Source organism: Pseudomonas sp. LPB4.O (assembly GCF_038383825.1).
In the GTDB taxonomy this organism is placed as follows: Bacteria; Pseudomonadota; Gammaproteobacteria; order Pseudomonadales; family Pseudomonadaceae; genus Aquipseudomonas; species Aquipseudomonas putida.
Genome location: NZ_CP151298.1, coordinates 3,860,242 through 3,885,347 on the forward strand (window position 1 = coordinate 3,860,242; position 25,106 = coordinate 3,885,347).

Here is a 25,106-nt window from a genome sequence, read left to right on the forward strand (position 1 = left end):
CCAGCGCCGGGTCAGCTCAGCGCGTCACGGCTGTGTTGGCCATCGACCAGGCGTTGCAGGCCTAGCGGGTTGGCGTTTTTAAGGGCATCGGGCAGCAGCGCGTCCGGGTAGTCCTGGTAGCACACCGGGCGCAAGAAGCGGTCGATGGCCAGTGTGCCGACCGAGGTACCACGGGCATCGGAGGTGGCCGGGTACGGCCCACCATGCACCATCGCATCGCATACCTCGACGCCGGTCGGGTAGCCATTGACCAACAGGCGCCCGGCCTTGCGCTGCAGCAGGGGCACCAGCGTGGCAAAGCGCTGGAAGTCTTCCGGCTCGGCAATCAGGGTGGCGGTCAGTTGCCCATGCAGGGCTTGCAGGGCGCGGTGCAATTCGGCCTGGTCGGCCACTTCGACCACCACCGTGGCTGGGCCGAAAACCTCCTCCTGCAGCAGCTCGTCGCCGTTGAGCAGCAGGCTCACATCGGCCTGGAACAACTGTGCCTGGGCTTGCTCGCCTACCTGCCCGGTACCGGCCAGATGGCGCACGCCCGGGTGTTGCTGCAGGCGCTGCACGCCGCGGGCATAGCTGCTTAAGGTGCCCGCATTGAGCATGGTCTGGGCGGGCTGGTCCGCCAGTTGCGCAGCCAGTGCCGCGACGAAGGCGCTGAACGCCTCACCGGCGATACCAATGACCAGCCCGGGGTTGGTGCAGAACTGCCCGCAGCCCAGCACCACCGAAGCGGCCAGTTCCTTGGCCACTTGCTCGCCGCGGGCCTGCAACGCCGCTGGCAATACCAGCACCGGGTTGATGCTGCTCATCTCGGCAAACACCGGGATCGGCTGAGGGCGCGCCGCAGCCAGGTCGCACAGGGCACGGCCGCCCTTGAGCGAACCGGTAAAGCCCACAGCCTGGATGGCCGGGTGGCGTACCAGCGCTTCACCGACACCGGCACCGTAGATCATGTTGAACACGCCAGCGGGCATGCCGGTGGCTACCGCCGCACGCTCGATGGCCTCGGCCACCTGCTCGGCCGTGGCCATATGGCCGCTGTGTGCCTTGACCACCACCGGGCAACCGGCAGCCAGCGCTGCGGCGGTGTCACCGCCGGCAGTGGAGAACGCGAGCGGGAAGTTGCTGGCGCCGAACACGGCCACCGGGCCCAGGCCGGTACAGTACTGGCGCAAGTCGGGGCGTGGCAGCGGCTGGCGTTGTGGCTGCGCGCGGTCGATGCGCGCCCCCAGGTAATCGCCACGGCGCAGCACCTTGGCGAACAGGCGCATCTGGTTGCTGGTTCGGCTACGCTCGCCCTGGATACGCCCAGCCGGCAACGCCGTCTCGCGGCACACGGTGGCGACGAAGCTATCGTCCAGCGCGTCCAGCTGATCGGCAATGGCATCCAGAAACTGCGCACGGCGCTCTGGCGCCATGGCGTTGTATTCGGCAAAAGCCGCTTCGGCGGCCTGGGCGGCTGCGGCCACCTCCTCAGGGGTGGCCTGGATGAAGGCCACAGGCAATGCTTCGCCGGTGCGCGCATCGACGCTTTGCAGGCGCACACTGCCAGCAGCGCTGCGCTGCCCGCCAATGAAGTTGCTTCCAGACATGATTGACTCCTGTAACAGATAAAGAGGATGCCTTGACTGGCTGGCATCAAGCTCAAAGGCTTTTCACTACCCCAGGGCGAACCTGCCCAGGCGCTGCGGCAATGCCATTGCGCAACGGCTGGCCAAAGGCGTCGAGGCTGACCTCGAAGGTATCGCCCGGGCGAGCCTGAACGCCGTCAGCAAACGACAGCGTGGCGGTGCCGAAATAGTGCACATGGATATCGCCAGCACGCAGGAACTGGTCGTACTTGAAGTGATGAAACTCAAGGTTTTCGAAGCTGTGGCACATGTTCTGCTCGCCCGACAGAAACGGCTTGCTCCACAGCACCTGCCCATCGCGCAGGATGCGGCTGGTGCCTTCCAGGTGCGCCGGCAATGCCCCCAGGCGCAGCTCCGGACCGAAGCTGCAGGCGCGCAGCTTGGAATGCGCCAGGTACAGGTAGTTGCGCCGCTCCATCACATGGTCGGAGAACTCGTTGCCCAGGGCGTAGCCCAGGCGGTATGGCGTGCCATCGGTGCCGATCAGGTACAGCCCGACCAGTTCCGGCTCTTCGCCGGCATCTTCGGCGAAAGCCGGTAGCGGCAAATCGGCGCCGGGGCGCACGACGATGCCGCCGTCGCCTTTGTAGAACCACTCCGGTTGCGCACCCTCCTCGCCCGCCGGCGGCCGACCGCCCTCCAGGCCCCACTGGAACATGCGCATGCTGTCGGTCACGGCACCCTCAGCCTGCTGCTGGTGCATCTTGTCGCGGGTGGCGGCACTGCCCAGGTGGGTCAACCCTGTACCGGTCACCAGGCAATGGGCCGGGTCCGGGTGGTCCAGCGGTGGCAATACACGGCCTTCGCTCAGCAAGGCCAGATAGTCATGGCGCTCGCCCAGCCCGGCGGCCTGCACCTCGCCGGCCAGGTCACGGCCAGCGGCAATGGCCTGCAGGGCCAGCTCACGGGTACTGCTGGCGCCACGTACTTCAAGGGCGTACTCGCCTTCCACCACGCCCACGCGGCGCTCGCCGCCAGCGGTTTCGAATTGGATCAGTCGCATGCTTGTGCTCGCTTGTCGGTTGCAAAGATTAGCGGGAGGCTTGCGCCGCCCGCGTGGAAGCCAGGCGCTGGCGGCGCTCCAGGCGGTTGTAGACAACGCCGGTGAGCAGCACCCCGCACAGCATCACCAGCGCCAGGAAATACAGGCCGGACGACAGTTGCCCGGTGTGCTCCTTGAGCGCGCCGATGCCGAACGGGCCCAGGTAGCCGCCGAGGTTGCCGATCGAGTTGATCAAGGCGATGCCCGCAGCAGCGCTGGCACCGGAGAAGAACCGCCCCGGCAACGTCCAGAAGATGGCTGTACAGGAGAACAGCGCAAACGCCACAAGGCAGAGCGCGGCCAACTGCAGCACCGGCACCGTCAGCCAGGCGCTGAAGAACAGGCCGATGGCCCCCAGTGCGTACAGCAGGCCCAGATGGCCATAGCGATCATTCAGGCGGTCGGAGCTACGCGGCACGATCAACAGGCCGATGATGCCGAACAGGTAGGGCACGGCCGAGACGAAACCGGTAACCAGGTCACTGCCGCCAAACTGATGGATCAGCGTCGGCAGCCACAGGCCCAGGCCGTAGATGCTCAGGGTCATCGGCAAGTAGAACAGCGCCAGCAACAGCACCCGGCCATCCTTCAGCGCATGCAGCGGGTTGCCATGACGGGTCTGGCCAAACTCGCGCAGGTCGTTGGCCAACTGCTCTTGCAGCCAGTTGCGTTGCTCGTCGCTGAGCCAGCGCACCTTGGCTGGGCCGTCCGGCAGCAGCCGCAGGGTTGGCCAGGCCAGCAGCACCGCCGGGGTACCGATACAGATGAACAGCCACTGCCAACCATGCAGGCCGTAGCTGCCCTCCAGCCCCAGCAGCGCGCCGGAAAGCGGCCCGGTGATCAGCATGGCCAACGGCTGCGAAAGAATGAAGAAACCAAGGATCTTGCCGCGATGGCGCACCGGGTACCACTGGGTGATGTAGTACAGCACGCCGGGGAAGAAGCCCGCCTCGGCGGCCCCCAGCAAAAAGCGCATCACATAGAAGCCATTTGGCCCCGTGACAAACGCCATGCCGACGGTGATCGCGCCCCAGGTCAGCAGAATGCGGGCAAACCAGCGACGTGCGCCAAAGCGGTCGAGCAACAGGTTGCTCGGCACCTCGAAAAGGAAATAACCGATGAAGAACAGCCCGGCGCCAAGGCCATATGCCGCGTCACCCAGGCCGATGTCGGCGCCCATGTGCAGCTTGGCAAAGCCTACCGCCGAACGATCGACATAGGCCACCAGGTAAAGCAGAACCAGAAAAGGGATGAGTTTCAGTGTGATCAGGCGGACAAGCCGCTGCTCCTGGATCATGGCGATGTCTCCAATTGTTCTTGTAATGGGCACAGCACCTGGCCGGGGCTTTTTGGCAGACCGCTAACCTGGCGAATCGATCATATAGTATTACCATTTAAAACAACAACCCTTCACAGATGCCTTTTTAGCCGGTAGAGTCAGCCACATAACGACAAATAGTAATACTAATTAGGTGTCCCGCTCATGTCAGATAACAAACGCCCCCTGCGCTCCGCCCAATGGTTTGGTACCGCCGACAAGAACGGCTTCATGTACCGCAGCTGGATGAAGAACCAAGGCATTCCAGACCACGAATTCCAAGGCAAGCCGATCATCGGCATCTGCAACACCTGGTCGGAGCTGACCCCGTGCAACGCCCACTTCCGCAAAATTGCCGAGCATGTGAAAAAAGGCGTGCTGGAGGCTGGCGGCTTCCCGGTGGAGTTCCCGGTGTTTTCCAGCGGCGAGTCCAACCTGCGCCCCACCGCCATGCTCACCCGCAACCTGGCGAGCATGGACGTGGAGGAAGCCATACGTGGCAACCCGGTGGACGCCGTGGTGCTGCTGACCGGCTGCGACAAAACCACCCCGGCGCTGCTGATGGGTGCCGCCAGCTGCGACGTACCGGCGATCGTGGTTACCGGCGGGCCGATGCTCAACGGCAAGCACAAAGGCAAGGACATTGGCGCCGGCACCATCGTCTGGCAGATGCACGAGGCCTATAAAGCCGGCCAGATCGACCTCAACGAGTTCCTCTCGGCCGAGGCTGGCATGTCGCGCTCGGCGGGCACCTGCAACACCATGGGCACCGCCTCGACCATGGCCTGCATGGCCGAAGCGCTGGGCACCTCGCTGCCACACAACGCCGCCATCCCGGCTGTGGATGCCCGCCGCTATGTACTCGCCCACCTGTCGGGCATGCGCATTGTCGACATGGTGCGCGAAGACCTGCGCCTGTCGAAAGTCCTTACCCGCGAAGCCTTCGAGAATGCCATCCGCGTCAACGCCGCCATCGGTGGTTCGACCAACGCCGTGATCCACCTCAAGGCGATTGCCGGGCGCATTGGCGTAGACCTGCAACTGGAAGACTGGACCCGCGTCGGCCGCGGCACACCGACCTTGGTCGACTTGCAGCCTTCGGGCCGCTTCCTGATGGAGGAGTTCTATTACGCCGGCGGCCTGCCCGCAGTGATCCGCCGCCTGGGTGAACATGGCCTGCTGCCCAACCCCAACGCGCTGACCGCCAACGGCAAGAGCCTGTGGGACAACTGCCAGGCCGCGCCGCTGTATGACGAAGAAGTCATCCGCCCGCTCGACAAACCGCTGGTGGCCGATGGTGGCATCTGTATCTTGCGCGGCAACCTGGCGCCCAAGGGCGCGGTGCTCAAACCCTCAGCGGCAACCCCTGCGCTGATGCAGCATCGCGGGCGTGCTGTGGTGTTCGAAAACTTCGAAGATTACAAGGCACGCATCAACGACCCTGAGCTGGAGGTGGACGCCAATTCGGTGCTGGTGATGAAGTACTGCGGGCCCAAGGGCTACCCAGGCATGGCCGAGGTGGGCAACATGGGCCTGCCTGCCAAGCTGCTGGCCCAGGGTGTGACTGACATGGTGCGCATCTCCGACGCCCGCATGAGCGGCACCGCCTACGGCACCGTGGTGCTGCACGTGGCGCCCGAAGCCGCTGCGGGGGGGCCATTGGCAGCGGTACGTGAAGGCGACTGGATCGAGCTGGATTGCAAGGAAGGCCGGCTGCACCTGGACATTGGCGCCGAGGAACTGGCCGGCCGCCTGGCCGACCTGCAAGCCCCGCCACAGTTGATCACTGGCGGTTACGCCAAGCTGTACCTGGACCATGTGATGCAGGCGGATGAAGGGTGCGATTTCGACTTTCTGGTGGGCTGCCGGGGGGCAGCGGTGCCCAAGCATTCGCACTAACCAGCTCGCAACACCGCTCCTACAAGCACGGTACCTGTAGGAGCGGGTTCACCCGCGAACACGGGCGAAGCCCGTGCCACCCAGCCCCCCCTGCCCCGAACAAACCCAACCCGCTCAAACCTGCCTCACAGACCTCCCCTCACCCACTAATGCTATGATGCCTGCCCCGCTCGAAGGACCACCCGCGCCCCCATGAACTACCGCCAGCCCACCACGCGCAAAAGCATGCACGCCACCCTGGTCCAGGACCTTGGCCTGCAAATCGTTTCCGGCCAACTCGCACCCGGGCAAAAGCTGCCCTCCGAGGCCAGCCTGTGCGAAAGCTACGCGATCAGCCGGCCGGTGTTCCGTGAAGCGATGCGCGCGCTTACCGCCAAGGGCCTGGTCCAGGCCCGCCCTCGGGTAGGCACCTTGGTCAGGCCCCGCCATGACTGGCACATGCTCGACCCCGACGTGCTGCACTGGCTGATGCAGGCCACCCCGCAAAAGGACTTCTTCAACACCTTGTCCAGCGTACGCTGGGTCATCGAGCCCGCCGCCGCCGCGCTGGCCGCCACCAACGCCACCAGCGAAGATGTCGCATCGATCGGCGAAGCCTACCAGCGCATGGAAGCCGCGCGCACTCATGAAGAGCGCCTGCAACCCGACCTGGACTTCCACGCCCGCATCGCCGATGCCACCCATAACGACCTGCTCGCCTACCTGTGCAACATGCTGTCGATGGCCCTGCGTGAATCGGTGCGCTATTCGAACCAGCGGCCGAACTTCGACCAGCTGGCCCTGCCCCGGCACAAGGCGATTCTCACTGCTATTCAGAACGGCGACGCGCTCGGGGCGCGACATGCATCGCTGGTGCAGCTGGAAGATGCACGCGTGGCGTTGAGCAAGGTGTTGGGGCAAGACCCGACAAGCTGAAGCAAAGCCGCTGCTTGCAGACCCCCAGGCTAAGCGCCGCGCCTGCAAATTGGTTATCCTGCCCAACAGCCCAGCCCCAGCGGCCGCCTAAAACAATAAGTCATGCCTTGCCCTCAGGGAGTACCGCATGGAATTCTGGCCACTACGCCCCTCCACGACCGACTTTCGCCTACCCATCGAGCAAACCGCCACCCTGCTCGCCCGCACAAGCGAAAGCTGCGGCAAGCTGTTGGCCGCCGACATGCTGAAACTGGTCAGCGCCCAGGTCCCGTTGGCCCAGTGCACCATTTTCGCCTATAGCCCCAACCGCAGCCCGCAGATCATTTCATTCGCCGACCGCGCGCGAATGATCGAGCTACCCAGAATCTCCAGCAACTATGCCGAACGCTTCTACAGCATGGACGGCAACCAGCAAGCGATGACTGCGCGCCAGGCCCTGCCCACAGCCGAGCGCATCATGGTGCAACGCCAAGGCATCGAAGACATAGCCCACCGCGATTACCGTCGCATCTGCTACGAGCTGCCGCAAATTTCCGAACGCGTTGCCCTGCTCACGCACTGCGAAGGCAACCGCTGGCTATCGGTAAACTTCTACCGGGGCCGGGAGCACGGCCGTTTTGCCCCCCACGAAATCAATGTCATCGAAACAGCAGCCCCGCTGATCGTACAAATCTCGCGCCTGCATTACCGCACCTACCTCGAAGCCAATGAGATGCCGGCCCTGCTCACTGAACGGGTTGTCAGCCTGTACCCGGAACTGACCCGGCGTGACCAGGAGCTGCTGCAACTGATGCTGGCTGGGTGTGAGGTTGAGGACATTAGCGTGAGCATGGGTATTCAGCTTTCGAGTGCGGCTACATATATCAAGCGGCTGTATCGCAAGTTAGGGGTTTCTGGGCAGCGGGAGTTGTTGGCGCTGGCTACCCAGCGCAAGTGGCCTGGCCAGGTGCATTAACGCTAGCCAGGGGCCCTGCAGGCACACGGCTGAACGCCTGATGAAGCTGGCAAGGCAGCCCCGCTTCGGCCACAATCGGTCGCTTGGTACACGCTGGAAAGCACTGCATGCTCACTACCCTCGCCATCGGCAACTACCGCTCGATCAACCACTTGGTACTGCCGCTGGGCCAACTCAACCTGGTGACCGGTGCCAACGGCAGCGGCAAATCCAACCTGTACAAGGCCCTGCGCCTGCTGGCCGAAACCGCCCAGGGCGGCGTGATCGAAGCCCTCGCCCGTGAAGGCGGGCTGGATTCGACCTGGTGGGCCGGCCCGGCAACCAGCGCACGGATGAAGCGCGGCGAAGTGCCCATCCAAGGCCAGCACCCGAGCGAGGCCAGGCGCCTGCGCCTGGGCTTTGCTACCGAGGACTACGGTTTTGCCATCTCCCTCGGCCTGCCGATTCCCCTGCCGTATCCGACCGCGTTCATGCTCGACCCTGAGATAAAGTGCGAAGCCATCTGGGGCGCTGGTGCCTATCGGCCCGCTTCCTTGCTGGTCGAGCGCAAGAACGCCATGGTGCGGGCCCGCGAGGGCAATGGCTGGGCAGTGCTGGATCAGCATGCTGACAGCGGTGAGAGCTTCTTCAACATCGTCGGCCGACCCCGCCAGGCGCCGGAGATTGGTGAGCTGCGCGCCTTCATCAACAGCTGGCGGTTCTACGACCACTTTCGCATCGACCGCGATGCGCCTTGTCGACAGCCACAGCTGGGTACCCGGTCGCCGGTGCTGCATCACGACGGCCGCAACCTCGCTTCGGCGTTGCAGACCATTATCGAGATAGGTGATGTCGAAGACCTGGTAGCGGCGCTGGACGACGCGTTTCCCGGCAGCCGCCTGGCGATTGATGCACCGCCGGGCGGGCTGTTCAGCGTGCGGCTACACCAGCATGGGCTACTGCGCCCGTTAGGGGGTGCTGAATTGTCCGATGGCACCTTGAGGTACCTGTTGCTGATGGCAGCGCTGCTGACACCCCGCCCGCCGTCACTGATGGTGCTGAACGAACCGGAAACCAGCCTGCATGCCGACCTGCTACCTGCGCTGGCCCGCCTGATCATCCGCGCCTCGCAACGTAGCCAGGTGTGGGTGGTGTCGCACAGCAAGCCGCTGATCGACGCATTGACCGCGTGCGACGGGTGCAATGTGCTGGAGCTTGAGAAGCACCACGGGCAAACGCAGTTGCGAGGGGTCGGCTTGCTGGACGAGCCACTGTGGCGATGGGTTGACTGACCACGGCTGACCAAGCCTCAGCCCCAACTGCCAAGGCATGCACCGTACCTGTAGGAGCTGGCTTGCCTGCGATGGGCCGCAAAGCGGCCCCATTGGCCATAACTGACCAACATCAGCCCCGGCCCCACCCCGGCCCACTTCGGAAATACCCTTAAGGCCTCATCAGCGGCTCAATCCCGATCCATTTTTTCACAGGGTGATAACAGAGCCTCAACGGCGGAATCTCCACCTTGCGGCCCAGCACATCCAGTGTCCCCAGATGAATCGTCCATTTGGAGTCCGCATCAAACTTGTCCGTCTGGAAAATCACATACGCCGAGCCATAGCGCGTGTTGTTGGTCATCCTGGGAATCATCCGGTGCACTTCATCGCTGTTGATGTCGTACGGCGATGGCCGGGCGGTCTTCTCATTCACCAACGGAAAGTCGTAAGTCTCGTTGGCGCCAACGTACACCTCGGACCGTGCATTCAGCCGCGAACCGTCTTCAAAGGTGATGTAAGCCTGGCGGCTGTCGTACAGCACCGGTATCGGCGGCTCGCCACGCCTGGAATCAGTCGACGGGCGCTGACGGTCTTTGTTGTAGGCGACCAGTTGCACATAAAATTCCTGCCGCGAGTACTTCTCGCCCGGGTACTGCACGTACAGGGCTTGCTCGTAGGGCTTTTCGCCCCATAGAGCTGCGTGGTCGTAGAGGTAGGTTTCCAGGTAGAGCGTGGTCTCACCCTGCGGCCCTGGCACCTTGAACTGGAACTCGGACTCGCAGAGGTCCGCGTACGCGGCGCGTTCGCGTTTCCAAGGGACGCAGGCGGTCAACGAGGCTACTGTCACCAGTAGCATGAGAAAGGTGGTCCGTTTCAGCTTATTCATGACCTGCCCTGGTCGAGATGAGAGTGGATCAGTTTCGAGGGCCGAATGGCGGAAGTCCATGCTGCCCCTTTGCCATTATCGCGCTACAGACAGCAGACCGTGAAGCCGCTGTGGATGTGACCACAAAGCCGCAAACGGATTTGCTAAGATCGCGTCATTTCCGCTGGGTGAACTGCATCCTCACCCAAGCCATTTGCAGCTTGCTGGAAGACCCGATGAACAAATTGATCCTGCCTTTCGCCATCTTCGTTAGCGTCCTCCTCACTGGGAAAATCGCCGAGCATTACGGCCTGGAGGGCAGCTGGAAAATCGGCCTGCTGTGCCTCGTGGCAGCTGCCGTCCAGATCGCTGTTACCCGTTTTCAGCGCTACCAGCGGCAGAAAGCCCAGCTGTAAAGCGCGCGAGCCCCGCGCTAACCTCGCGGGTTGATCACGTTCTGGGGACTTTTCTTTCACCCAATTTTCACAGTGGCTTAGGCAGTATCAAGCTATCCCTACGTGATAGTACTTAGCCCGCCTCGGCGGGCTTTCTTTTGCCCGCATGTTTCCTGTCGACGTCTTAAGGAACGGCAGCGGGTCGAAAAATCAGAAATAACCCCTTCCTTGTAGGCCATTTCCCAAAGATACTCCTCGCGCCTGTTTTTCGTTGCACATGGAAATAGTCAGCCCTAGTCTCGACCAGTCGCTACCCATTGGCGGCACGGTTTTGACAGACCGTGGTTCACTGAGAGCATGTGCAATGCCAGTTTATGGCAGCTGCGCGTGGGGCACCTTCGTGTGCGCCGGGATTCTCAGTGCCCCCGGTCTGTCAACCCACAAACAGCTGCCACCCTTCCGTTTGACAGCGGTTTTGCGGCAGCCCTTAAGGCACTGAGAGGGTTTATGCTGAAAATAGTACCTGATCCACCCCACCACGTTCTTTCCCTGGAAGACACCTTGATCCAAGCCACGGATTACGCACTATGTGCGGAGACGGTCGTGCATCAAGCCATGCTACTGCAGCCCAAGTCGCCAGCGTCGATTCTGATGATGACCTCGATGCATGAGCTGGAAACGCTGCGGGCTTTGCTGGAGTCCGCAATAGCCCAGGTGCAGATGCCCACTGAGCCTGGGACTTCGCACTGAAGCCTAATTGATGCGTCGCCCAGGCCCCCAAACGCCTGCAAGCCGAGCCTCCACATGGATCTGAGCCATGTCGCAGATCGTGAAGCCTATGCAGCACTTGTGGGAGCTGGCTTGCCGGCGAGAGGCCAGCCCAGGCACTAGAGATTTCGGGGAGATTGACCAATGTCCACAGAAGAAACCAAATTCACCGTCGGCAAAACCACCTTCTATCAAGGTGAAAACCAGACCCATCCGCTGTTTCGCATCGAAGCCGGTATTCCTTGCCAGAGTGCCCGCGAGCAGGCCTCGGAGCTGATGGGCTACGCACGGGATATGACCTTGGATGGCTTGATGGAAGACAAGCCACAGCTGATTTGGGCTTCGCACTACCTGTGCGCTTTGGCCAAGGCGCTGATGGATGATGCTGAGCTGGGAATGATGCGCTGAACTACCCCTCACGTGGTGCCTTCAAGATCTGCCTCGACCCGTGGTTTTGAAGGCGCTCCAACTACCTGACCCTCTCTGAGCAACCACGCTTAAACATCTCCAACGCCACAAGTGTCACTCCGCAAAGCACAATGCTGAGCGACTAATTGCCCTGATTTGATCGCCCCCTAAATGGCCTCAGATTCAACTCCATTGAGTGCGACACCAAAACCTTCATTGACGCAAAGTCTCGGGTAGGCTGACGAAATGAAGCCCGCTCGCTTTTTGAGAATTGCAACGCGGGGCTATTCCCTCTAGCCATACCCAGGCAAGTGCTCGCCACCTCACGACATTCAGCATCGCCTCCCTCAAGCTAGGCTCGACCTGCTCTAACTCTACGTGCGGCCAGCGTTATTCCTACGTCGACCTCTAGAGTGAGCTAAACACCGCCGCCGGCTTTTGTGCCGTCCATTGATCACTTCCGGCAGAGAAGCTGCTCCAGATAGGAGGGCAAAACGGCCCAGAAAGTTGATCCTTCACAAGCCCCTGCTTCCCCATCGAATGTGCGCCCATCTCTGTAGGAAAAGACCGTTATCAGTGTAGGATTGGCGCAGCTATTCATCGAACCAGCGCAATGGGGCCGCGCGCCAAGACGGTTACCCCTCACGTCTGGTTACATACCTGGAGAACGCTAGGGTCCAACTTCATCTCCTGTGGATCTAGCGGCAGTGGAGCATTTGCATTGAAGGAACGCGGCGTGGCATTGAACCAAGTGCTTTTCGGGCCACCTGGTACCGGGAAAACCTATGCGACTATCGATCTGGCACTAGAAATTTTGGATCCTGAGACGCTTCGGGAGCACCAGAAAAACCGCGCCGTGCTCAAGCGTCGATTCGATGAACTCGTCCAACAGGATAGAGTGCGCTTCGTCACATTCCACCAAAGCTTCAGCTATGAGGACTTCGTAGAAGGCTTACGCGCAACCACCGATGAAAGCACTCAGCAGTTGCGCTATGAAGTCGTGGACGGTGTCTTCAAGTCGATGTGTGAGGCCGCAGCCGCAAAGGTGACGCACCAGGCTCAAGCACCAAGCGACCTGAAAGGTCGACGGGTATGGAAGATGTCCCTTGGAAATACCCTGGGAGACGATTCCCACGTTTACGATGAGTGTTTGCAAGGCGAATATGTGTTGCTGGGATATGGCGAAGATATCGATTTTACGGGTTGTACTAGCCGCCAAGAGGTTCAGCAACGCTTCGCTTCGGCAGGCATAATTCCTGCCAACCCAACCAACGACTATCGCATCACGAGCGTGACAGCCTTCGTCACGCGCATGAAAATGGGTGATCTGATTGTGGTGTCGGATGGTAACTTCAAGTTCCGCGCCATCGCAGAAATCACCGGCGACTACCTATTCAAGCCTCACGCAGAGTTCGATACGGGTTACTCACAGATGCGTTCAGTGAAGTGGCTCCGTGAATACAGCCCTTCCCTGCCTCACACCGAACTGCTCAACGGCCAGTTCAGCCAGATGACTCTGTATGAGATGAGCAGCTCAACCTTGGATCGGGAAAAGCTCGCAGGACTGCTCGGTACAGCTTCTAATGCTGGAGAATTCGCCCTCCAGGTAGACCAACGATTCGGCAACTACGTTGTGCGTAAAGTCGGTAGCGAGCAAATCGAGTTCGATAAGCCCAGCGGGGGTAGCCTGCCTCTTCCGCTGAGCATTATCCGTCAGCTCCTCTCATACGTTCGAGATGGACGCATAACGGTGGAGGACATTCGCCAAAAACGGGTTTTCGAACGGGTAGCCGAGTCGGACCTTGAGAAATATCTCGTGAACGGTTACCAGAATCTTTTTGCGGCCGTGGTCGAGCGCCTGCTCGAGCCCACCGATGGCCCCCGAGTCAATGACGCGCGAGTGTTGATCATCGATGAAATCAACCGGGGCAATATGTCACGAATATTCGGCGAACTTATCACTCTCATCGAGCCGAGTAAGCGCGCGGGCGCGGATGAAGCGCTCTCGGTAGTGCTGCCTTATTCAAAAAAGTCATTCAGCGTCCCAAACAACCTGTTCTTGATTGGCACCATGAATACCGTCGACCGCTCCCTTGCAGGATTAGATATTGCCCTGCGGCGCCGATTCACGTTCCGTGAAATGCCACCAAAGCCCGAGCTGCTAGATAATGTTCTGATCGAAAACCAGCTGCACATCGGGCAGCTGTTGCGCGTGATGAATCAGCGGATAGAAGCGCTACTGGACCGGGACCACCGTCTGGGCCATGCCTACTTTATGCCGTTGCAGAACGACGCCTCGCTCTCACGACTGGAAGAGATTTTCCGAAACCAAGTGTTCCCGCTACTACAAGAATACTTCTTCGAAGATTGGCAGCGTATAGCATGGGTTTTGAATGATCATCGCAAATCACCTTGCGATCAATTTGTACGCAAGCTACCAAGCCAAGTAGAAGAATTGTTTGGCAGTGACGTCGGTGCAGGTCTGGAAGAATTTTCTTGGGAAGTTAACGAAGAGGCATTTCAACGGCTGGAAGCCTTCCTCCGTATCCTCGACATTCAGATCCCAGCCGGTCTCGAGGTCGTGAAACGGGAAGCCTCATCCGGTGACTTCGTCTTACGAGAGCTCAACAGTGGCTCCATCGAAGTATTGCACCAAGGGCATCCGCAACAGCCCACACACCCAGCGCTGCGAGAATTGGCAAATCAGATAGGTATGAGCATTCAAGGCGAAACCGGTCATAGACTAAATACGCGTACCCTCGGCCGTAATCTGCTGAGTCACCTTCAGAATCAAGAGTCGTGAAAACCAATATAACGATCCGCGAGTATGCACGTCTGACTACCGACGACGTGCACGCCACTCTTGACCTGGCGCAGGTATCCCAAAGCGCTTTCGATTGGTTGTGCGATTTCAATGGCGGCGCCGAAGGTAGCGGTACAAGTCTGCTCAAGCTCACCAATCGCCGCACCTTGAAGTGGGACTCATACGTAGGCGTACTGGAGACCCCATGCGGTACACGTCTAGAGATTCTTCCTAAGCATCATGAGCAGGACGACTGTGTAGTAAAAAGTCGCCAGCTGTTACGGAAACTCATTCAAAACGCGCTCCAGTTGAAGCCGCGAAAAGCTGGCGGTGCTAACGTCGAAACTTTTGACGCACCACTCAGTGAATGGCTAATGGAACAGTTTCTCTACGAGCTAGACTTGTTGCTGAAGCGCGGCCTACGTTTTGACTACCAACGAATCGAAGAAGAGCAACGTTATCTTCGAGGCCAGCTAAATGTGGTCGCACAAATGCGCCAGCCACCAGGACGACAGCATAATTTTGCCATTCGCCATGACATATTTGTGCCGGATCGTGCGGAGAACCGACTGCTTAAGCTCGCATTGGAGCAAGTGGCTAAACACACCAAAAGCGACCAGAACTGGCGACTAGCTATTGAATTGCAGGCACTTCTAGCTAGCGTTCCTCGTAGCCAAAATATCGCTCAAGATTTAGGCGCTTGGAGCGATAATAGGCTGATGAGTCACTACGAGCCAATCAAGCCATGGTGCGAGTTGATTCTGAGTCAACACATGCCTCTGGCGGTGGCAGGCAAGACTTCCGGCATTAGCCTACTGTTCCCGATGGAGCGGCTATTCGAGCGATATGTGCAGGATTGGCTACATCGTAGACTCACGACTGAAGCTCAAATGAGAACTCAGTCCGGGAGCAGATACTTGTGTGAACAAGATGGCAAGAGTAGGTTCTGCCTGAGGCCAGACATCTTGATCGACTTACCTTCACAAAGGTGGATTCTGGACACCAAGTGGAAGCGTATTGACTCGCAAAAGCACCAGAGCAATTATTATGTAAGCCAGGCGGATTTTTATCAGCTTTTTGCCTATGGACATAAGTACTGGAATGACACAAACGCACCCAACCTAGTATTAATTTATCCATACTGGTCAAAATTACAGAATGAACTCCCGATTTTCGATTACGGAAATCGTCTTCAACTGAGAATCCTGCCTTTTAACTTAGACACAGATTGTTTATTAGTTAAAAATGAACAGCACCTGCCCTTTATACGCGCCTAGGATTAGCTGTACCACCGTAGGAAATGGACCGTGTGCGTTTGGAGAGTAGAATATATCCTACCTGACACGTCCGCCGCCCGTTTAGCCGCGTATCAATGTGTTTACTCGGACGGGAGTTCAGCTCCCCCCGGCTCCACCAAATTATCAATCAAAGACGAAAGGCAGCTTGGAAACGGTGAAGCGGCTTAGCCAGCGCCTCAACGAGATCATGACCTACGGGGTCAATTCGGGAATGATTTTCGCGAACCCGCTCAGCGGGATTCGGGCGGTATTCAAGAAACCGAAGAAAGAAAACATGGCGGCGCTACCGCCCGAAGAGCTTCCTGAGCTCATGCTGGAAATAGCGAACGCCAGTATCAAGCGCACGACCCGCTGCCTGATCGAATGGCAGTTGCACACCATGACTCGCCCCGCCGAGGCGGCGACAACTCGCTGGGCAGACATCGACTTTGAAAGGCGAGTCTGGACTATCCCGCCGGAACGGATGAAGAAGCGCCGCCCGCACAGCATCCCGTTGAGCGATCAAGCCATGTCATTGCTGGAGATACTGAAGTCCCACAGTGGTCATCGGGAATACGTCTTTCCGGCAGACCGAAACCCTCGTACTCACGCCAATAGCCAGACCGCCAACATGGCGTTGAAACGCATGGGCTTCCAGGACCGCTTGGTCAGCCACGGCATGCGCTCGATGGCCAGCACCATATTGAATGAACATGGGTGGGACCCGGAGTTCATCGAAGTGGCGTTGGCGCACGTCGACAAGGATGAGGTGCGCAGTGCCTACAACCGAGCCGACTACATCGAGCGACGGCGGCCGATGATGGCTTGGTGGAGCGAGTACATTCTGAAGGCGTCGACGGGCAATCTCTCGGCCAGCGCGATGAATGTGGCTAAGGATCGGAACGTAGTGCCCATCCGATAGGGCGGCGACAACGGCGACACTGGCGACAGACCGCATGCCATCTACATCCTTGCCGTCTGAGCGGATGGCGACAGTCGCCAACTCGCCTCAATTTTGGCTTCTCCGGCTAAGCCCGTGAGCATGGGGAGGCTTCGCATCCCCATGCTCACGGGCTAACACTAGAAAAGCGACAAACGGCCACTTTGCCACTGACACCCACCGACTTCCAAAGCACACCAAAGAAGGAATCTGGCGCATTTCCATATGCCCTTCACCAATTGACCCATGCCGCGGTGACCGATAGAACGAAGGTTCAAAACGCTGCCTTAGGCAGCACCCCAGATGACCAGAGCCTTCAAGGTCATGCCGCTAACCCGGTGGTTCATCCCAAAGTGCGATTCGCGCCCGGAGGCTCGCACGGTCATTCGCCAGAATGATGGACGCCCTCTAAACAATCCGCCTAGTGCGGCTGCCCGCTAACCCTTTAGCCCTGCAGCAACGAACCTGCTCGGCCAGCGTTTTGCGCCAACCGTTCGCCCGTCTCTTTCTCCAGAAAAGAGACGGGCGCTCCTACCACTGCTGCAGCCCTCATCGCACATGGCTTTGCGGCAATTCTCCTCGTGACAATCGGCGTGACAAACGCCGATGTCACCAGCAACAGCGCTGTAGATGATGGTGCCGCAGACCAGGGAATGGACTGCACCTGACTGACAATCAGGCATGCCCCGGTCATCGCAGTGCTGCTTGCACCCGGCTCAGGATCTCGCGGCGCTGGTCTCGTCACCCAGTGCAGCCTCCACCCGCCCACCGCTTTCGGTGCTCAGGAGGCCAGATCATGAGATGCCCTTGCTCCTGGTAGTAAGGAGCCGCCAGTCCCGCGTCAGTGGACACCCTCACAGGTCGCAGGGGCCTTGATCCCTGATAACACTCAGCATTCTTGGCGGGATGACGTGAGGGAGAGATCGGTAATTTATGGAGGACGGCTATGCAACTGCGCGAAGTACAAGGGCCACCACGCCCCTTGTTGGAACAGCAGATTACGCCCCTACCCTACCCGGTCGCGGCGCTAGGCGATCTTTTGGGGCCGGCCGTGGAGCGCATGGCCGATGTAATCGGCGTGCCCTGCGCCATGGCCGCGCAATCCGTTCTAGCCACGGCAGCTTTGGCGAGCCAGGCGCATGCCAATGTTCACCTGGACGGCCGAATCTATCCGTTGTCGCTGTACTTGCTGACAGTGGCTTGCTCGGGTGATCGCAAAAGCGCCGTGGACCATGTTGCGCTGCAGGCCGTCCGCGACTGGGAGAGACAGCAGTGGATCGCCTATGGCGAACAGCTCAAGGCGCACCGAGCTGCAATGAGCCTCACCGCGAAGTCACCGACCTCGAAAAAGTCAGCACACCTAGCGCTGGACGCCCAACCTGAACCTGTCCAACCAAGACTGCTCACTGCTGAGCCGACCATTGAGGGCCTGGTCAAAAGCCTGTGTCACGGCTTGCCCAGCATGGGGTTGTTCAGCGATGAAGGCGGCCAGTTTTTGGGCGGCAGCACCATGAGCAAGGACAACATGATCAAGGCGATCACTCACTTGTCGACGCTGTGGGACGGCAGCCCGATTGATCGGTCGCGCGCGATGACTGGAGAAAGTCTGCGTGCCTATGATCGGCGCCTCTGCATGCACTTGATGCTTCAACCCCGCCTAGCAGACCGCTTGCTGCAGGACGCTGATATCAAAGACCAGGGCATCCTGGGACGCTGCCTGATCAGTTGGCCAGAGCGTCTGGTTGGACAACGGCTGTACAAAGCCATCGACCTGACCCGTGATCCAAAGGTGCACCTGTATCAGCAGCGCATTGCCGCGCTCATGCAGAAGCCTTGGTCACGCCATAAAGACGGCGGCCTCAGCCCTGTAACCCTTGAGTTAAGCCCCCGCGCCCGTGAAGCATGGATTGCCATTCACGACACCATTGAATGCGAGTCCGGGGAATTCGGCGAGCTGGTCAACGTGCAAGCTGCTGCGGGCAAAGCCGCCGCGAACGTTCTACGCATGGCTGGCGTGATGGCGGTGGTTGAGGAGTGCGCTGTCTTGGAAGACATGCACATTCAACGCGCCTCTACGCTGATGGATTACTACCTGGCCGAGAACCAACGACTGACTGAACAGGAGCCTCTGAATAAGCTTCGCGCAGAGGCCGACTGCCTGCTGCGCTGGTTGATAAAGAAGAACTGGCCACCGTTTCGCCTCCGCGACATCACACGTAACGGCCCTCGCTTTGCCCGTAAAAGCACGCGGCACACCTTCGAGTTATTGCTGCAACTGGTTGCCTATAACTGGCTGAACAATGTTGGGGACATATTCGAGGTGCGCCATGTTCCGCCTCAATGAGGCCGTGCGCCGCTATCGAGCGCAGCATCGCTCGCCGACCGAGTTACGGAGTGTCGCCGCCACCGTCACCACTTTGTCGCCACCTGCCAAGCGAGATGCGGCGGGGGTTGTCGCCAGTGTCGCCGCTGTCGCCAGTACAACATCTGAGCCCATCGACCTCGCTCAGCTCATCGAGCAGTTGCAAGAGGAAGGGGCTCTTCTGAAACACAGTGAAAATGCCCTCTTCATCCGCCCAGCACACTGGGGGCAATTGAAGAGTATCGGCCACCACTGGAAAGCCCTGCTACTGCACCTACAAACCAACGCTCAAGGTGAAGACAATGGCCCTGGTCGGTCGACGTGACGGTCGCAACTATGGTTATGGCCGACAACTGAGCTACGCCGGTCGGCAGGCTCTGGAAGATCTGTTTGCCGGCGGCCACTTCGCCACGGTCAAAGCGCATGGCGATCGTTGGCAAGCTTTCGCACGCTGGTGCCGGTCAGAAGACGGGCCTGGCTACAATGATGCGCGTCAGATCGATCGGCAGACGCTAAATGACTACGCCGCTGATCTTCGCCAACAGATCCATCAAGGCAATCTTTGCATCGCCACAGCGCAAAATCGCCTGAGCAGCGTCAACCGAACCCTCGCTGCACTGCGCGGTGATCAGGATGTGAGAATCATCAGCCCAAGCCAGGCGTTGGGACAGCACCGCTCCAACGTGCGCACTCGAGCACCAGATGGCCAAGACCCTCAACAAGTACAGCGAGTGCTTCAAACACTTTTTGAGCAGAAATACGAGCGAGTAGCGGCCATTGTCATGCTGGCCCGCACAACGGGAATGCGTTTGCGTGAAGCGATCCTGGCGGATCTGCCACGCCTACAACGCGAAGCAGTGCACCTTGGCCACATCAATATTCAGGACGGTACCAAAGGCGGCCGCTTAGGGGCATCTGCGCCACGTTGGATCATTGCCACTGAACAAGTTAACGCGGCGCTCCAGCTGGCGCGCGATACTTCGCCGCCCCATAGCAGAAACTTGCTGGCCCGCGACGAAAGCTACGCCTCATTCCTACAACAGACCGTGCTCCCCGCCCGCGAAGCGCTGCATGAGCTCGGGCTGAAGGGGCTCCATGAAATGCGAGCAGCTTACGCCTGCGAGCGTTATGAGCAACTCACGGGCCACGCCGCACCCGTCAATGGTGGTCACTGTTATTACATTGACCACGGCCTCGATCAACAGGCGCGACAACAGATCAGCCTTGAGCTCGGACATAACCGGATTGATGTGGTCTCAGCCTACATTGGAGGTCGAGCGTGACCAAGCCCTTTGATATGGCGCTGTTCCTGAACGGCGTACTAATTGGCTCGAAAGCCACTCAGCAACGCCACCTTAGGCAAGCACGATGCATGCAAGTTGCCATCCAACAGCGATGGCAACGAGACAACCCCTGGACCTGGCGGCACAAGCATGTACGCTGGTTCTTCACCGAGTACCTAAAAAGCCATTCGGATGCCAGCTGCTACTACTATCGCCTCACAGCCTCATTGATCCTTAAACGAATGGGCACCGTCTGGATGCTCGGAGCCAAAGCCGTCAGTCGACAGTATTGAGGTGCGGCAGCTAAGCATGCGAACAGTTTGTAAAGGTTCTGCAGGCCTTGGATAGAAATTTATTCCACAGCCGCTTCACTCCGCGGCATCCTCGACCCTTATGAACGTTGCGCTAAACTCCTTGCATTGGCGATGTTGCTGTAGGCGATTCGCAAAGCTAAACGCGTCGTTCAGCTCGAAGCGCTGGAAGATGTCCAACCCCCGCCCGAGAACGATTTTCCAGCCCTTATCAGTGGTTATGTCACGATCGTGTTTAGTCCCTGTCGTGTCATACGCCCAAGTGAGTTGAATGCCCACCCCGGCACAAGCATCCACAATTTTCTGCAGGCTTTCGGTCTGGCGATCACCGTTGAACTCATCTTCAACGGTGACTACATGTACCGCCACCTCCTCACCGGAAGTTAGCTGCTTACTGATCGTTTCCATCAGCTCCATAAGGTTACGCAATTGATGGAACATCCGTAGGTACGGATCTATAACGATGATCCGCTTGGCCCCTTTTAAGTACGGTCCAAACAACTTATCGAAGGTGACGCCGCGCTGGTTCTCCTGGATTACCAGATGCTGAGGTTTTAGCTCAGGCTTTTTACTCATCGAGACAGCAGAATTAACAGGCTGAGAACAGGCCGCATCGTTATCCGCATCCGTGGAAGCGGCGTTAGCCAAATCGAATAGATCTAACTCCGAAACTTCACTCGCCACTCGTCGATGGTACTGGTTCGGGTACTCGCTCTCCTCCAAGGTGGAGATCAGCCTCTCTACGCCATCCGTCCCTTTATAGGTAAAACGCACAGCTGGGTAGGTTGCGTCGATACGCAGCAGCTGGTCTTTGACCCGTTTGCGCCCTTCGATGGCACAGCGCAACACATCTTCGACCTCCGACTCGGTCGCCTCACCATGAGGAAAGAGGATTTTCATCAAGCCGGAGAAGGTCTTGTTGATACCATCACGATCTCGTGTGGAGATATCATCTGACAACGTAAACAGACCTTTGTAGCGATCTGAGAAATCATGGCTGCGCAGTGAGCGGAGAATCTCGGCCAAGTAGTCCACTACGAAGCCGTAGCCCGTGGAGAACATTTCTCCACGGATCACATCCACTTCCCATCCAGGTATGTAGCTGTGCAAGCGGTCGAGGAAAGCCGAGTCGTGGAACTTCTCCGGCAGCGGGTCGAAAAGATCGCTGTGCTTGAGCATGTATGGCACTGTGTGATCGGTGTTGCCGACAAATACCATGCTGGCCTCGGCCCCAAGGGTTTCCACCCCCCGCGAGAACGACTTGTTGGCCATGTAGTTCTTCATGATGTCGACCAGCGCCTTGTCCACACGCTTCTGCTTGCCAGCAAATTCGTCGAAGGCCACCACATCCCAGTAGCCCACCAGGCCTAGCTTGCCCGTGCCGTTGTGGACGAACAGCTTAGGCACCGTCACCTCGCCACCAGAGATCAGAATGCCATGAGGTGAGAACTCAGAGTAGACATGTGACTTGCCGGTGCCCTTCGGCCCCAGCTCGATCAGGTTGTAGTTGCGCTCACAGAACGGAATCAGACGGATCAGTTGCAACAGCTTGTTGCGCTTGCCGAACATTTGAGGGTTGAAGCCGACGCTCTGGATCAGCAGGTTGATCCATTCATCAGTGGTGAACTGCTTGCGGGCGTCCAGGTAACCCTCGAAATCGAATCGGGAGATCTGAATCGGCTTGAGCGAGGCTAAAACCCAGGGCGAGGCCGACTTATCCTCGGTGTACTCGTACTCCAGATCAGCGATACACCACACGCCTCCGACCAAAAGCTTTTGATGCGCCTTCACCGTGCTGGAGTCGATCAGCACCTTTTTTATTCCAAGGTTGGCAAACTCAGCCTCGTAGACATCGTCCTTGTCGTTTAGGGAAACACTGATCCGGTCGATGACTTTGTGGCGGCCTTTTTCCTTGATGATCGAACGCACCAGCCCCGCTTCATTGCGATGCACATAGTGCTTGCGCAGGATTTCTTTGACCGTCTCGATACCTGTTTGAATCGTCGACTCATCATTCGTCGCGCAGTATTGGCCTAGCAGGTACTCCAGCACGTAGGACGGCACGATTGCGTTGCCCTTAACAGCTTTGACCAAATCCTTGCGAACTACGAGGCCCGCGAAATGATGGTTGATCTTGTCATCAAGCTGACTCATGACGGCTCCCGCTTAAAAGTCGAATTCACTGGTGAACGAGCGACGAATCGTATACCGAATGGCCTTATACTGGGTGAAATGCGAGGTACCTTCCACCTGCTCTTCAAGCCGTAGCTCAACCTGCTGGTTGTTTGACTCATCAGCTTTCCGGCTCAGGATGAAGCGAACCGACAGCTCACGCTCGCGCGGGTTTTCGGACGCGAAATCGAACATCAATTCATGAGAGTCGGAGATCAACTCACTGTCGAGGGTGAACAAGCCTGCACGCAACCGACGAGCTTGTTTCTTCTCGGTGACCGCCTCGGACTGATACAACACAACAGCCAATTGGCCAGTCGTGATGCTCCTGCCCCCACCTCCGATGAACTCGACTTCCACACTTCCAACATCGCTTTGGCGCTTTTTGTTGATGCGCACAACTGGGATCACCACCTCTTGCAGCGTGGCCCCGCCATGCACGAAACGGCTGCCAGAGCCTTTGAGACGCAAGCGATTGATCGACTTAGGAATCTGTACATCCAACGATCCTTGAAGTCCCAGCTGTTCAGGAGTGAAGGTCCGGAAACCTGCTTGACTACGCAGACCGCGCCCCAGGACGAAACGCCGATCGCGATAGAGCACCTCATCACCGTCCGGCACGTTGCTGAGAAAATCACTCTCATCCAACGGTCGGTGCTGATAGATGAAGCCATGATCTGCAGTAACCAATAGGTTGCTAGCATTGGCGTTGGTCAGTTTCTTAACCAGGCGGACAAGCTCAGACAGTGTCTCTTCTGCCGCAGCAAATACCCGCTCCTCGGTATCTCGTGTATCGCCAGTTTTGTCGATCAGGTTATGGTAAACGTAAACCACATCGTGATCCCGCAGCAGTGCCCGCGAATCTGCCTGGTTCATAGCCAGTAGATCCTTGGCCAATACAACAGCAGAACTCGACACCGCAGCAGCAAGTATCTTGCCCCGATTTGTCGAGCCCTGTGCACTTTGACCATCCACCAACGCATCACCACTATCATTATCAGCTAGCTGCAGTGCCTGGTTAGGTAGCAGTGCAGCCATACCCAGTTGGGTGTAGCTCGGCAACATGGAAAGCGCCGGCTCCAGTTCGGCCTCAAAGCGATCTTCACGGCGAATAAGGCTATGCAGCTCTTCACCCACCTCATACCGGAAAGCATCCGAGATCAGCACGCAGACCTTGGTCTTGCGCTCCAGGAAGGGCTTTACGCAGCGGCTGAAGAAATTCCGTTGCAGCATGATCGGAGCTGCCGTCCAGCTCGGAGCAGAGTCCACAAATTTCTGCCAACGATCATTAAGACGCACCAGATAGTTGTTGGTGTACTGGTTTTCGATCTGGGCGCTGAGTTCCTCCAGCAAGGAGGCCTGGCCAGACTTGCGTGCGTGATGGACGAATTTGCGATACAGCTGATCCAGCCGATACCAGCTCTTCGTATACTTCTCTACGCCATCGGCCAAGGAGGTCATTTCCAGCTTTGCTGCATCCTGCGTTTGCAGGAACTGCGCAGCATGATCCAGCGCCAGATAGACGTCCTCGAAATAGCTGAACCAATGGCTCTGGCGTCGCTGACGAACAGATTGCTCCACATCGGCAGCGGTCGCCGTCCGGGCTACGGTCGCACGAACCAGTTCACTAAGGATCTTGCGGTCGATCAACTCGAAGTAGTCGAGCTCCAGGAGGATCCGATAATCGAGCTTATGCAGCTTTTCACCGACCTGTAGCACCTCCGCACACTGCGCCGATAGGAGCTCAAAACTGCTTTGATGCGAACGACTGTCCTTCCAGCGTCGGAGAAAAACCAGCGACTCAGCAGACAAGCGCGACTTGTACTCAGGATCAGTGCCCATCATGAAGCAGGCCTTGAACAGCTCGATCACGAAATCATGCAGCCCCGGCTGCTCCGACACGTAGCCGTAAGCACGCTTCATCTGCTCCCAGAGGAAGCTACCCAGGCCGCTTGATTCAATAAGCTTGATGCACGTACTTTCAGCATTCGCAAGCTCAGCCAGCAGCTCCTCAACAATCACATCCAGTCTCGGCTCACCCTTTGCGCCAGCACAGACAGCGAGCATTTTGAAACGCAGCATGCTCTGCGAATCGCTCGGCTGCAGCAGCTTATGCAACTGCTCGCGCCGCTTGGCCGCAGTGAAGAAGGCTGCATGCTCTTCCAGCACCGGATAGCAGTCTGGCCCTAACTCCAGTTCGGCCAGCCAAAGGGCAAGTTGATCCGTTCGGAAAGTGTTGCCGCTGGCAAGCTGCACATCAAGTAACCAGTTATCCAGATAGGCCGGTTCAGCACCTTCGCGATAAAGCAGAAACTTCTGCTCGGGCTGCTCACGCAAGATGCGGTACTTTACACCGAACTCGTTGTTGGCCAGCTCGATTTTCTCGACACCCGGCAGTTCCAGCGATGCGAAATTCGCACGGAACTCCAGGCGGTTGTCGTACCAAAAGACAATACGCTGCTTCTCAAATAGGTTCGTCAGCGCCTGGTTAATCTTGGCATTACTCATGAACGGA

The 25,106-nt window shown here is 58.5% G+C and carries 19 protein-coding genes and 1 pseudogene; 14 read left to right on the forward strand and 6 right to left on the reverse strand.

The features are described from left to right. Window positions 1-11: 11 nt before the first annotated feature. From MRBLPB4O_RS17340 to MRBLPB4O_RS17350, 3 genes are read right to left on the reverse strand one after another with little or no spacing between them, the layout of a single operon-like run. Window positions 12-1,586 carry an aldehyde dehydrogenase (NADP(+)) gene (locus MRBLPB4O_RS17340; RefSeq protein WP_341796061.1) on the reverse strand — a complete coding sequence of 525 codons (1,575 nt, stop codon included), beginning with the start codon at window positions 1,584-1,586 and terminating at the stop codon, window positions 12-14. Window positions 1,587-1,638: 52 nt separating this feature from the next. Then, window positions 1,639-2,628, reverse strand: coding sequence for an AraD1 family protein (gene araD1 / locus MRBLPB4O_RS17345; protein ID WP_341796062.1), 990 nt, complete (start codon window positions 2,626-2,628; stop codon window positions 1,639-1,641). 28 nt (window positions 2,629-2,656) lie between these two features. Further along, on the reverse strand, window positions 2,657-3,964 hold the full coding sequence (locus MRBLPB4O_RS17350) for an MFS transporter (RefSeq protein ID WP_061203957.1): 1,308 nt from the start codon (window positions 3,962-3,964) through the stop codon (window positions 2,657-2,659). Between the two features lie 186 nt (window positions 3,965-4,150). Here MRBLPB4O_RS17350 and MRBLPB4O_RS17355 point away from each other — a divergent pair, with 186 nt between their 5' ends. From MRBLPB4O_RS17355 to MRBLPB4O_RS17370, 4 genes are all read left to right on the forward strand, one after another. Further along, the gene (locus tag MRBLPB4O_RS17355; RefSeq protein WP_341796063.1) at window positions 4,151-5,884 is read left to right on the forward strand and encodes an IlvD/Edd family dehydratase; all 1,734 of its coding nucleotides are present in this window, start codon (window positions 4,151-4,153) and stop codon (window positions 5,882-5,884) included. Between the two features lie 192 nt (window positions 5,885-6,076). Continuing rightward, window positions 6,077-6,799 (forward strand): FadR/GntR family transcriptional regulator, encoded by a 723-nt coding sequence (locus tag MRBLPB4O_RS17360; protein ID WP_061203959.1) that lies wholly within the window; start codon window positions 6,077-6,079, stop codon window positions 6,797-6,799. 127 nt (window positions 6,800-6,926) lie between these two features. After that, the gene (locus MRBLPB4O_RS17365; RefSeq protein ID WP_341796064.1) at window positions 6,927-7,754 is read left to right on the forward strand and encodes a helix-turn-helix transcriptional regulator; all 828 of its coding nucleotides are present in this window, start codon (window positions 6,927-6,929) and stop codon (window positions 7,752-7,754) included. Between the two features lie 107 nt (window positions 7,755-7,861). Next, entirely contained in the window at window positions 7,862-9,025 is a 1,164-nt protein-coding gene (locus MRBLPB4O_RS17370) for an AAA family ATPase (RefSeq protein ID WP_229608786.1), read from the forward strand. 151 nt (window positions 9,026-9,176) lie between these two features. Here MRBLPB4O_RS17370 and MRBLPB4O_RS17375 read toward each other — a convergent pair whose 3' ends face one another. Next, entirely contained in the window at window positions 9,177-9,893 is a 717-nt protein-coding gene (locus tag MRBLPB4O_RS17375) for a hypothetical protein (protein WP_341796065.1), read from the reverse strand. Window positions 9,894-10,108: 215 nt separating this feature from the next. Between MRBLPB4O_RS17375 and MRBLPB4O_RS17380 the strand changes: the two genes are divergently transcribed. The 10 genes and pseudogenes from MRBLPB4O_RS17380 to MRBLPB4O_RS17425 all read left to right on the forward strand — a co-directional run bounded on the left by MRBLPB4O_RS17380 (window position 10,109) and on the right by MRBLPB4O_RS17425 (window position 20,401). Continuing rightward, window positions 10,109-10,288, forward strand: coding sequence for a hypothetical protein (locus MRBLPB4O_RS17380; protein WP_019471428.1), 180 nt, complete (start codon window positions 10,109-10,111; stop codon window positions 10,286-10,288). A 486-nt stretch (window positions 10,289-10,774) separates the two neighbouring features. Then, a complete protein-coding gene (locus tag MRBLPB4O_RS17385) occupies window positions 10,775-11,017 on the forward strand; it encodes a hypothetical protein (RefSeq protein WP_061203962.1) in 243 nt (80 codons plus the stop codon). A 162-nt stretch (window positions 11,018-11,179) separates the two neighbouring features. Further along, on the forward strand, window positions 11,180-11,443 hold the full coding sequence (locus MRBLPB4O_RS17390; protein WP_003250694.1) for a DUF3077 domain-containing protein: 264 nt from the start codon (window positions 11,180-11,182) through the stop codon (window positions 11,441-11,443). Between the two features lie 613 nt (window positions 11,444-12,056). Continuing rightward, window positions 12,057-14,246 (forward strand): AAA family ATPase, encoded by a 2,190-nt coding sequence (locus MRBLPB4O_RS17395; protein ID WP_341796066.1) that lies wholly within the window; start codon window positions 12,057-12,059, stop codon window positions 14,244-14,246. Further along, complete coding sequence (locus tag MRBLPB4O_RS17400; protein ID WP_341796067.1) at window positions 14,243-15,523, forward strand: McrC family protein; 1,281 nt, start codon at window positions 14,243-14,245, stop codon at window positions 15,521-15,523. The genes MRBLPB4O_RS17395 and MRBLPB4O_RS17400 overlap by 4 nt, the downstream gene beginning before the upstream one ends. Before the next feature lie 157 nt (window positions 15,524-15,680). Next, window positions 15,681-16,445, forward strand: a pseudogene (locus MRBLPB4O_RS17405) (tyrosine-type recombinase/integrase); the annotation flags it as partial. 964 nt (window positions 16,446-17,409) lie between these two features. Beyond that, window positions 17,410-18,807, forward strand: coding sequence for a YfjI family protein (locus MRBLPB4O_RS17410; protein ID WP_341796068.1), 1,398 nt, complete (start codon window positions 17,410-17,412; stop codon window positions 18,805-18,807). Then, a complete protein-coding gene (locus tag MRBLPB4O_RS17415) occupies window positions 18,791-19,150 on the forward strand; it encodes a hypothetical protein (protein WP_341796069.1) in 360 nt (119 codons plus the stop codon). Before MRBLPB4O_RS17410 ends, MRBLPB4O_RS17415 begins: the two co-directional genes overlap by 17 nt. Continuing rightward, window positions 19,128-20,108 carry an integrase domain-containing protein gene (locus tag MRBLPB4O_RS17420; protein ID WP_341796070.1) on the forward strand — a complete coding sequence of 327 codons (981 nt, stop codon included), beginning with the start codon at window positions 19,128-19,130 and terminating at the stop codon, window positions 20,106-20,108. The genes MRBLPB4O_RS17415 and MRBLPB4O_RS17420 overlap by 23 nt, the downstream gene beginning before the upstream one ends. Then, window positions 20,105-20,401 carry a hypothetical protein gene (locus tag MRBLPB4O_RS17425; protein WP_341796071.1) on the forward strand — a complete coding sequence of 99 codons (297 nt, stop codon included), beginning with the start codon at window positions 20,105-20,107 and terminating at the stop codon, window positions 20,399-20,401. The genes MRBLPB4O_RS17420 and MRBLPB4O_RS17425 overlap by 4 nt, the downstream gene beginning before the upstream one ends. Window positions 20,402-20,476: 75 nt before the next feature. Here the strand turns inward: MRBLPB4O_RS17425 and brxL are convergent, their stop codons facing one another. Together brxL and pglZ are read right to left on the reverse strand one after the other, a co-directional pair. Then, window positions 20,477-22,573 (reverse strand): BREX system Lon protease-like protein BrxL, encoded by a 2,097-nt coding sequence (brxL, locus tag MRBLPB4O_RS17430; RefSeq protein ID WP_341796072.1) that lies wholly within the window; start codon window positions 22,571-22,573, stop codon window positions 20,477-20,479. A gap of 12 nt (window positions 22,574-22,585) precedes the next feature. Next, window positions 22,586-25,099: a BREX-1 system phosphatase PglZ type A gene (gene pglZ / locus MRBLPB4O_RS17435; protein WP_341796073.1), complete on the reverse strand. Its 2,514-nt coding sequence runs from the start codon at window positions 25,097-25,099 to the stop codon at window positions 22,586-22,588. Between the last annotated feature and the right edge of the window lie 7 nt (window positions 25,100-25,106).

Bases quoted from the DNA above. Each gene is read 5' to 3' on its own strand.
- MRBLPB4O_RS17340 (WP_341796061.1), bottom strand. From the start codon at position 1,586: ATGTCTGGAAGCAACTTCATTGGCGGGCAGCGCAGCGCTGCTGGCAGT.
- araD1 (WP_341796062.1), bottom strand. From the start codon at position 2,628: ATGCGACTGATCCAATTCGAAACCGCTGGCGGCGAGCGCCGCGTGGGC.
- MRBLPB4O_RS17350 (WP_061203957.1), bottom strand. From the start codon at position 3,964: ATGATCCAGGAGCAGCGGCTTGTCCGCCTGATCACACTGAAACTCATC.
- MRBLPB4O_RS17355 (WP_341796063.1), top strand. From the start codon at position 4,151: ATGTCAGATAACAAACGCCCCCTGCGCTCCGCCCAATGGTTTGGTACC.
- MRBLPB4O_RS17360 (WP_061203959.1), top strand. From the start codon at position 6,077: ATGAACTACCGCCAGCCCACCACGCGCAAAAGCATGCACGCCACCCTG.
- MRBLPB4O_RS17365 (WP_341796064.1), top strand. From the start codon at position 6,927: ATGGAATTCTGGCCACTACGCCCCTCCACGACCGACTTTCGCCTACCC.
- MRBLPB4O_RS17370 (WP_229608786.1), top strand. From the start codon at position 7,862: ATGCTCACTACCCTCGCCATCGGCAACTACCGCTCGATCAACCACTTG.
- MRBLPB4O_RS17375 (WP_341796065.1), bottom strand. From the start codon at position 9,893: ATGAATAAGCTGAAACGGACCACCTTTCTCATGCTACTGGTGACAGTA.
- MRBLPB4O_RS17380 (WP_019471428.1), top strand. From the start codon at position 10,109: ATGAACAAATTGATCCTGCCTTTCGCCATCTTCGTTAGCGTCCTCCTC.
- MRBLPB4O_RS17385 (WP_061203962.1), top strand. From the start codon at position 10,775: ATGCTGAAAATAGTACCTGATCCACCCCACCACGTTCTTTCCCTGGAA.
- MRBLPB4O_RS17390 (WP_003250694.1), top strand. From the start codon at position 11,180: ATGTCCACAGAAGAAACCAAATTCACCGTCGGCAAAACCACCTTCTAT.
- MRBLPB4O_RS17395 (WP_341796066.1), top strand. From the start codon at position 12,057: ATGGGGCCGCGCGCCAAGACGGTTACCCCTCACGTCTGGTTACATACC.
- MRBLPB4O_RS17410 (WP_341796068.1), top strand. From the start codon at position 17,410: ATGCAACTGCGCGAAGTACAAGGGCCACCACGCCCCTTGTTGGAACAG.
- MRBLPB4O_RS17415 (WP_341796069.1), top strand. From the start codon at position 18,791: ATGTTCCGCCTCAATGAGGCCGTGCGCCGCTATCGAGCGCAGCATCGC.
- MRBLPB4O_RS17420 (WP_341796070.1), top strand. From the start codon at position 19,128: ATGGCCCTGGTCGGTCGACGTGACGGTCGCAACTATGGTTATGGCCGA.
- brxL (WP_341796072.1), bottom strand. From the start codon at position 22,573: ATGAGTCAGCTTGATGACAAGATCAACCATCATTTCGCGGGCCTCGTA.
- pglZ (WP_341796073.1), bottom strand. From the start codon at position 25,099: ATGAGTAATGCCAAGATTAACCAGGCGCTGACGAACCTATTTGAGAAG.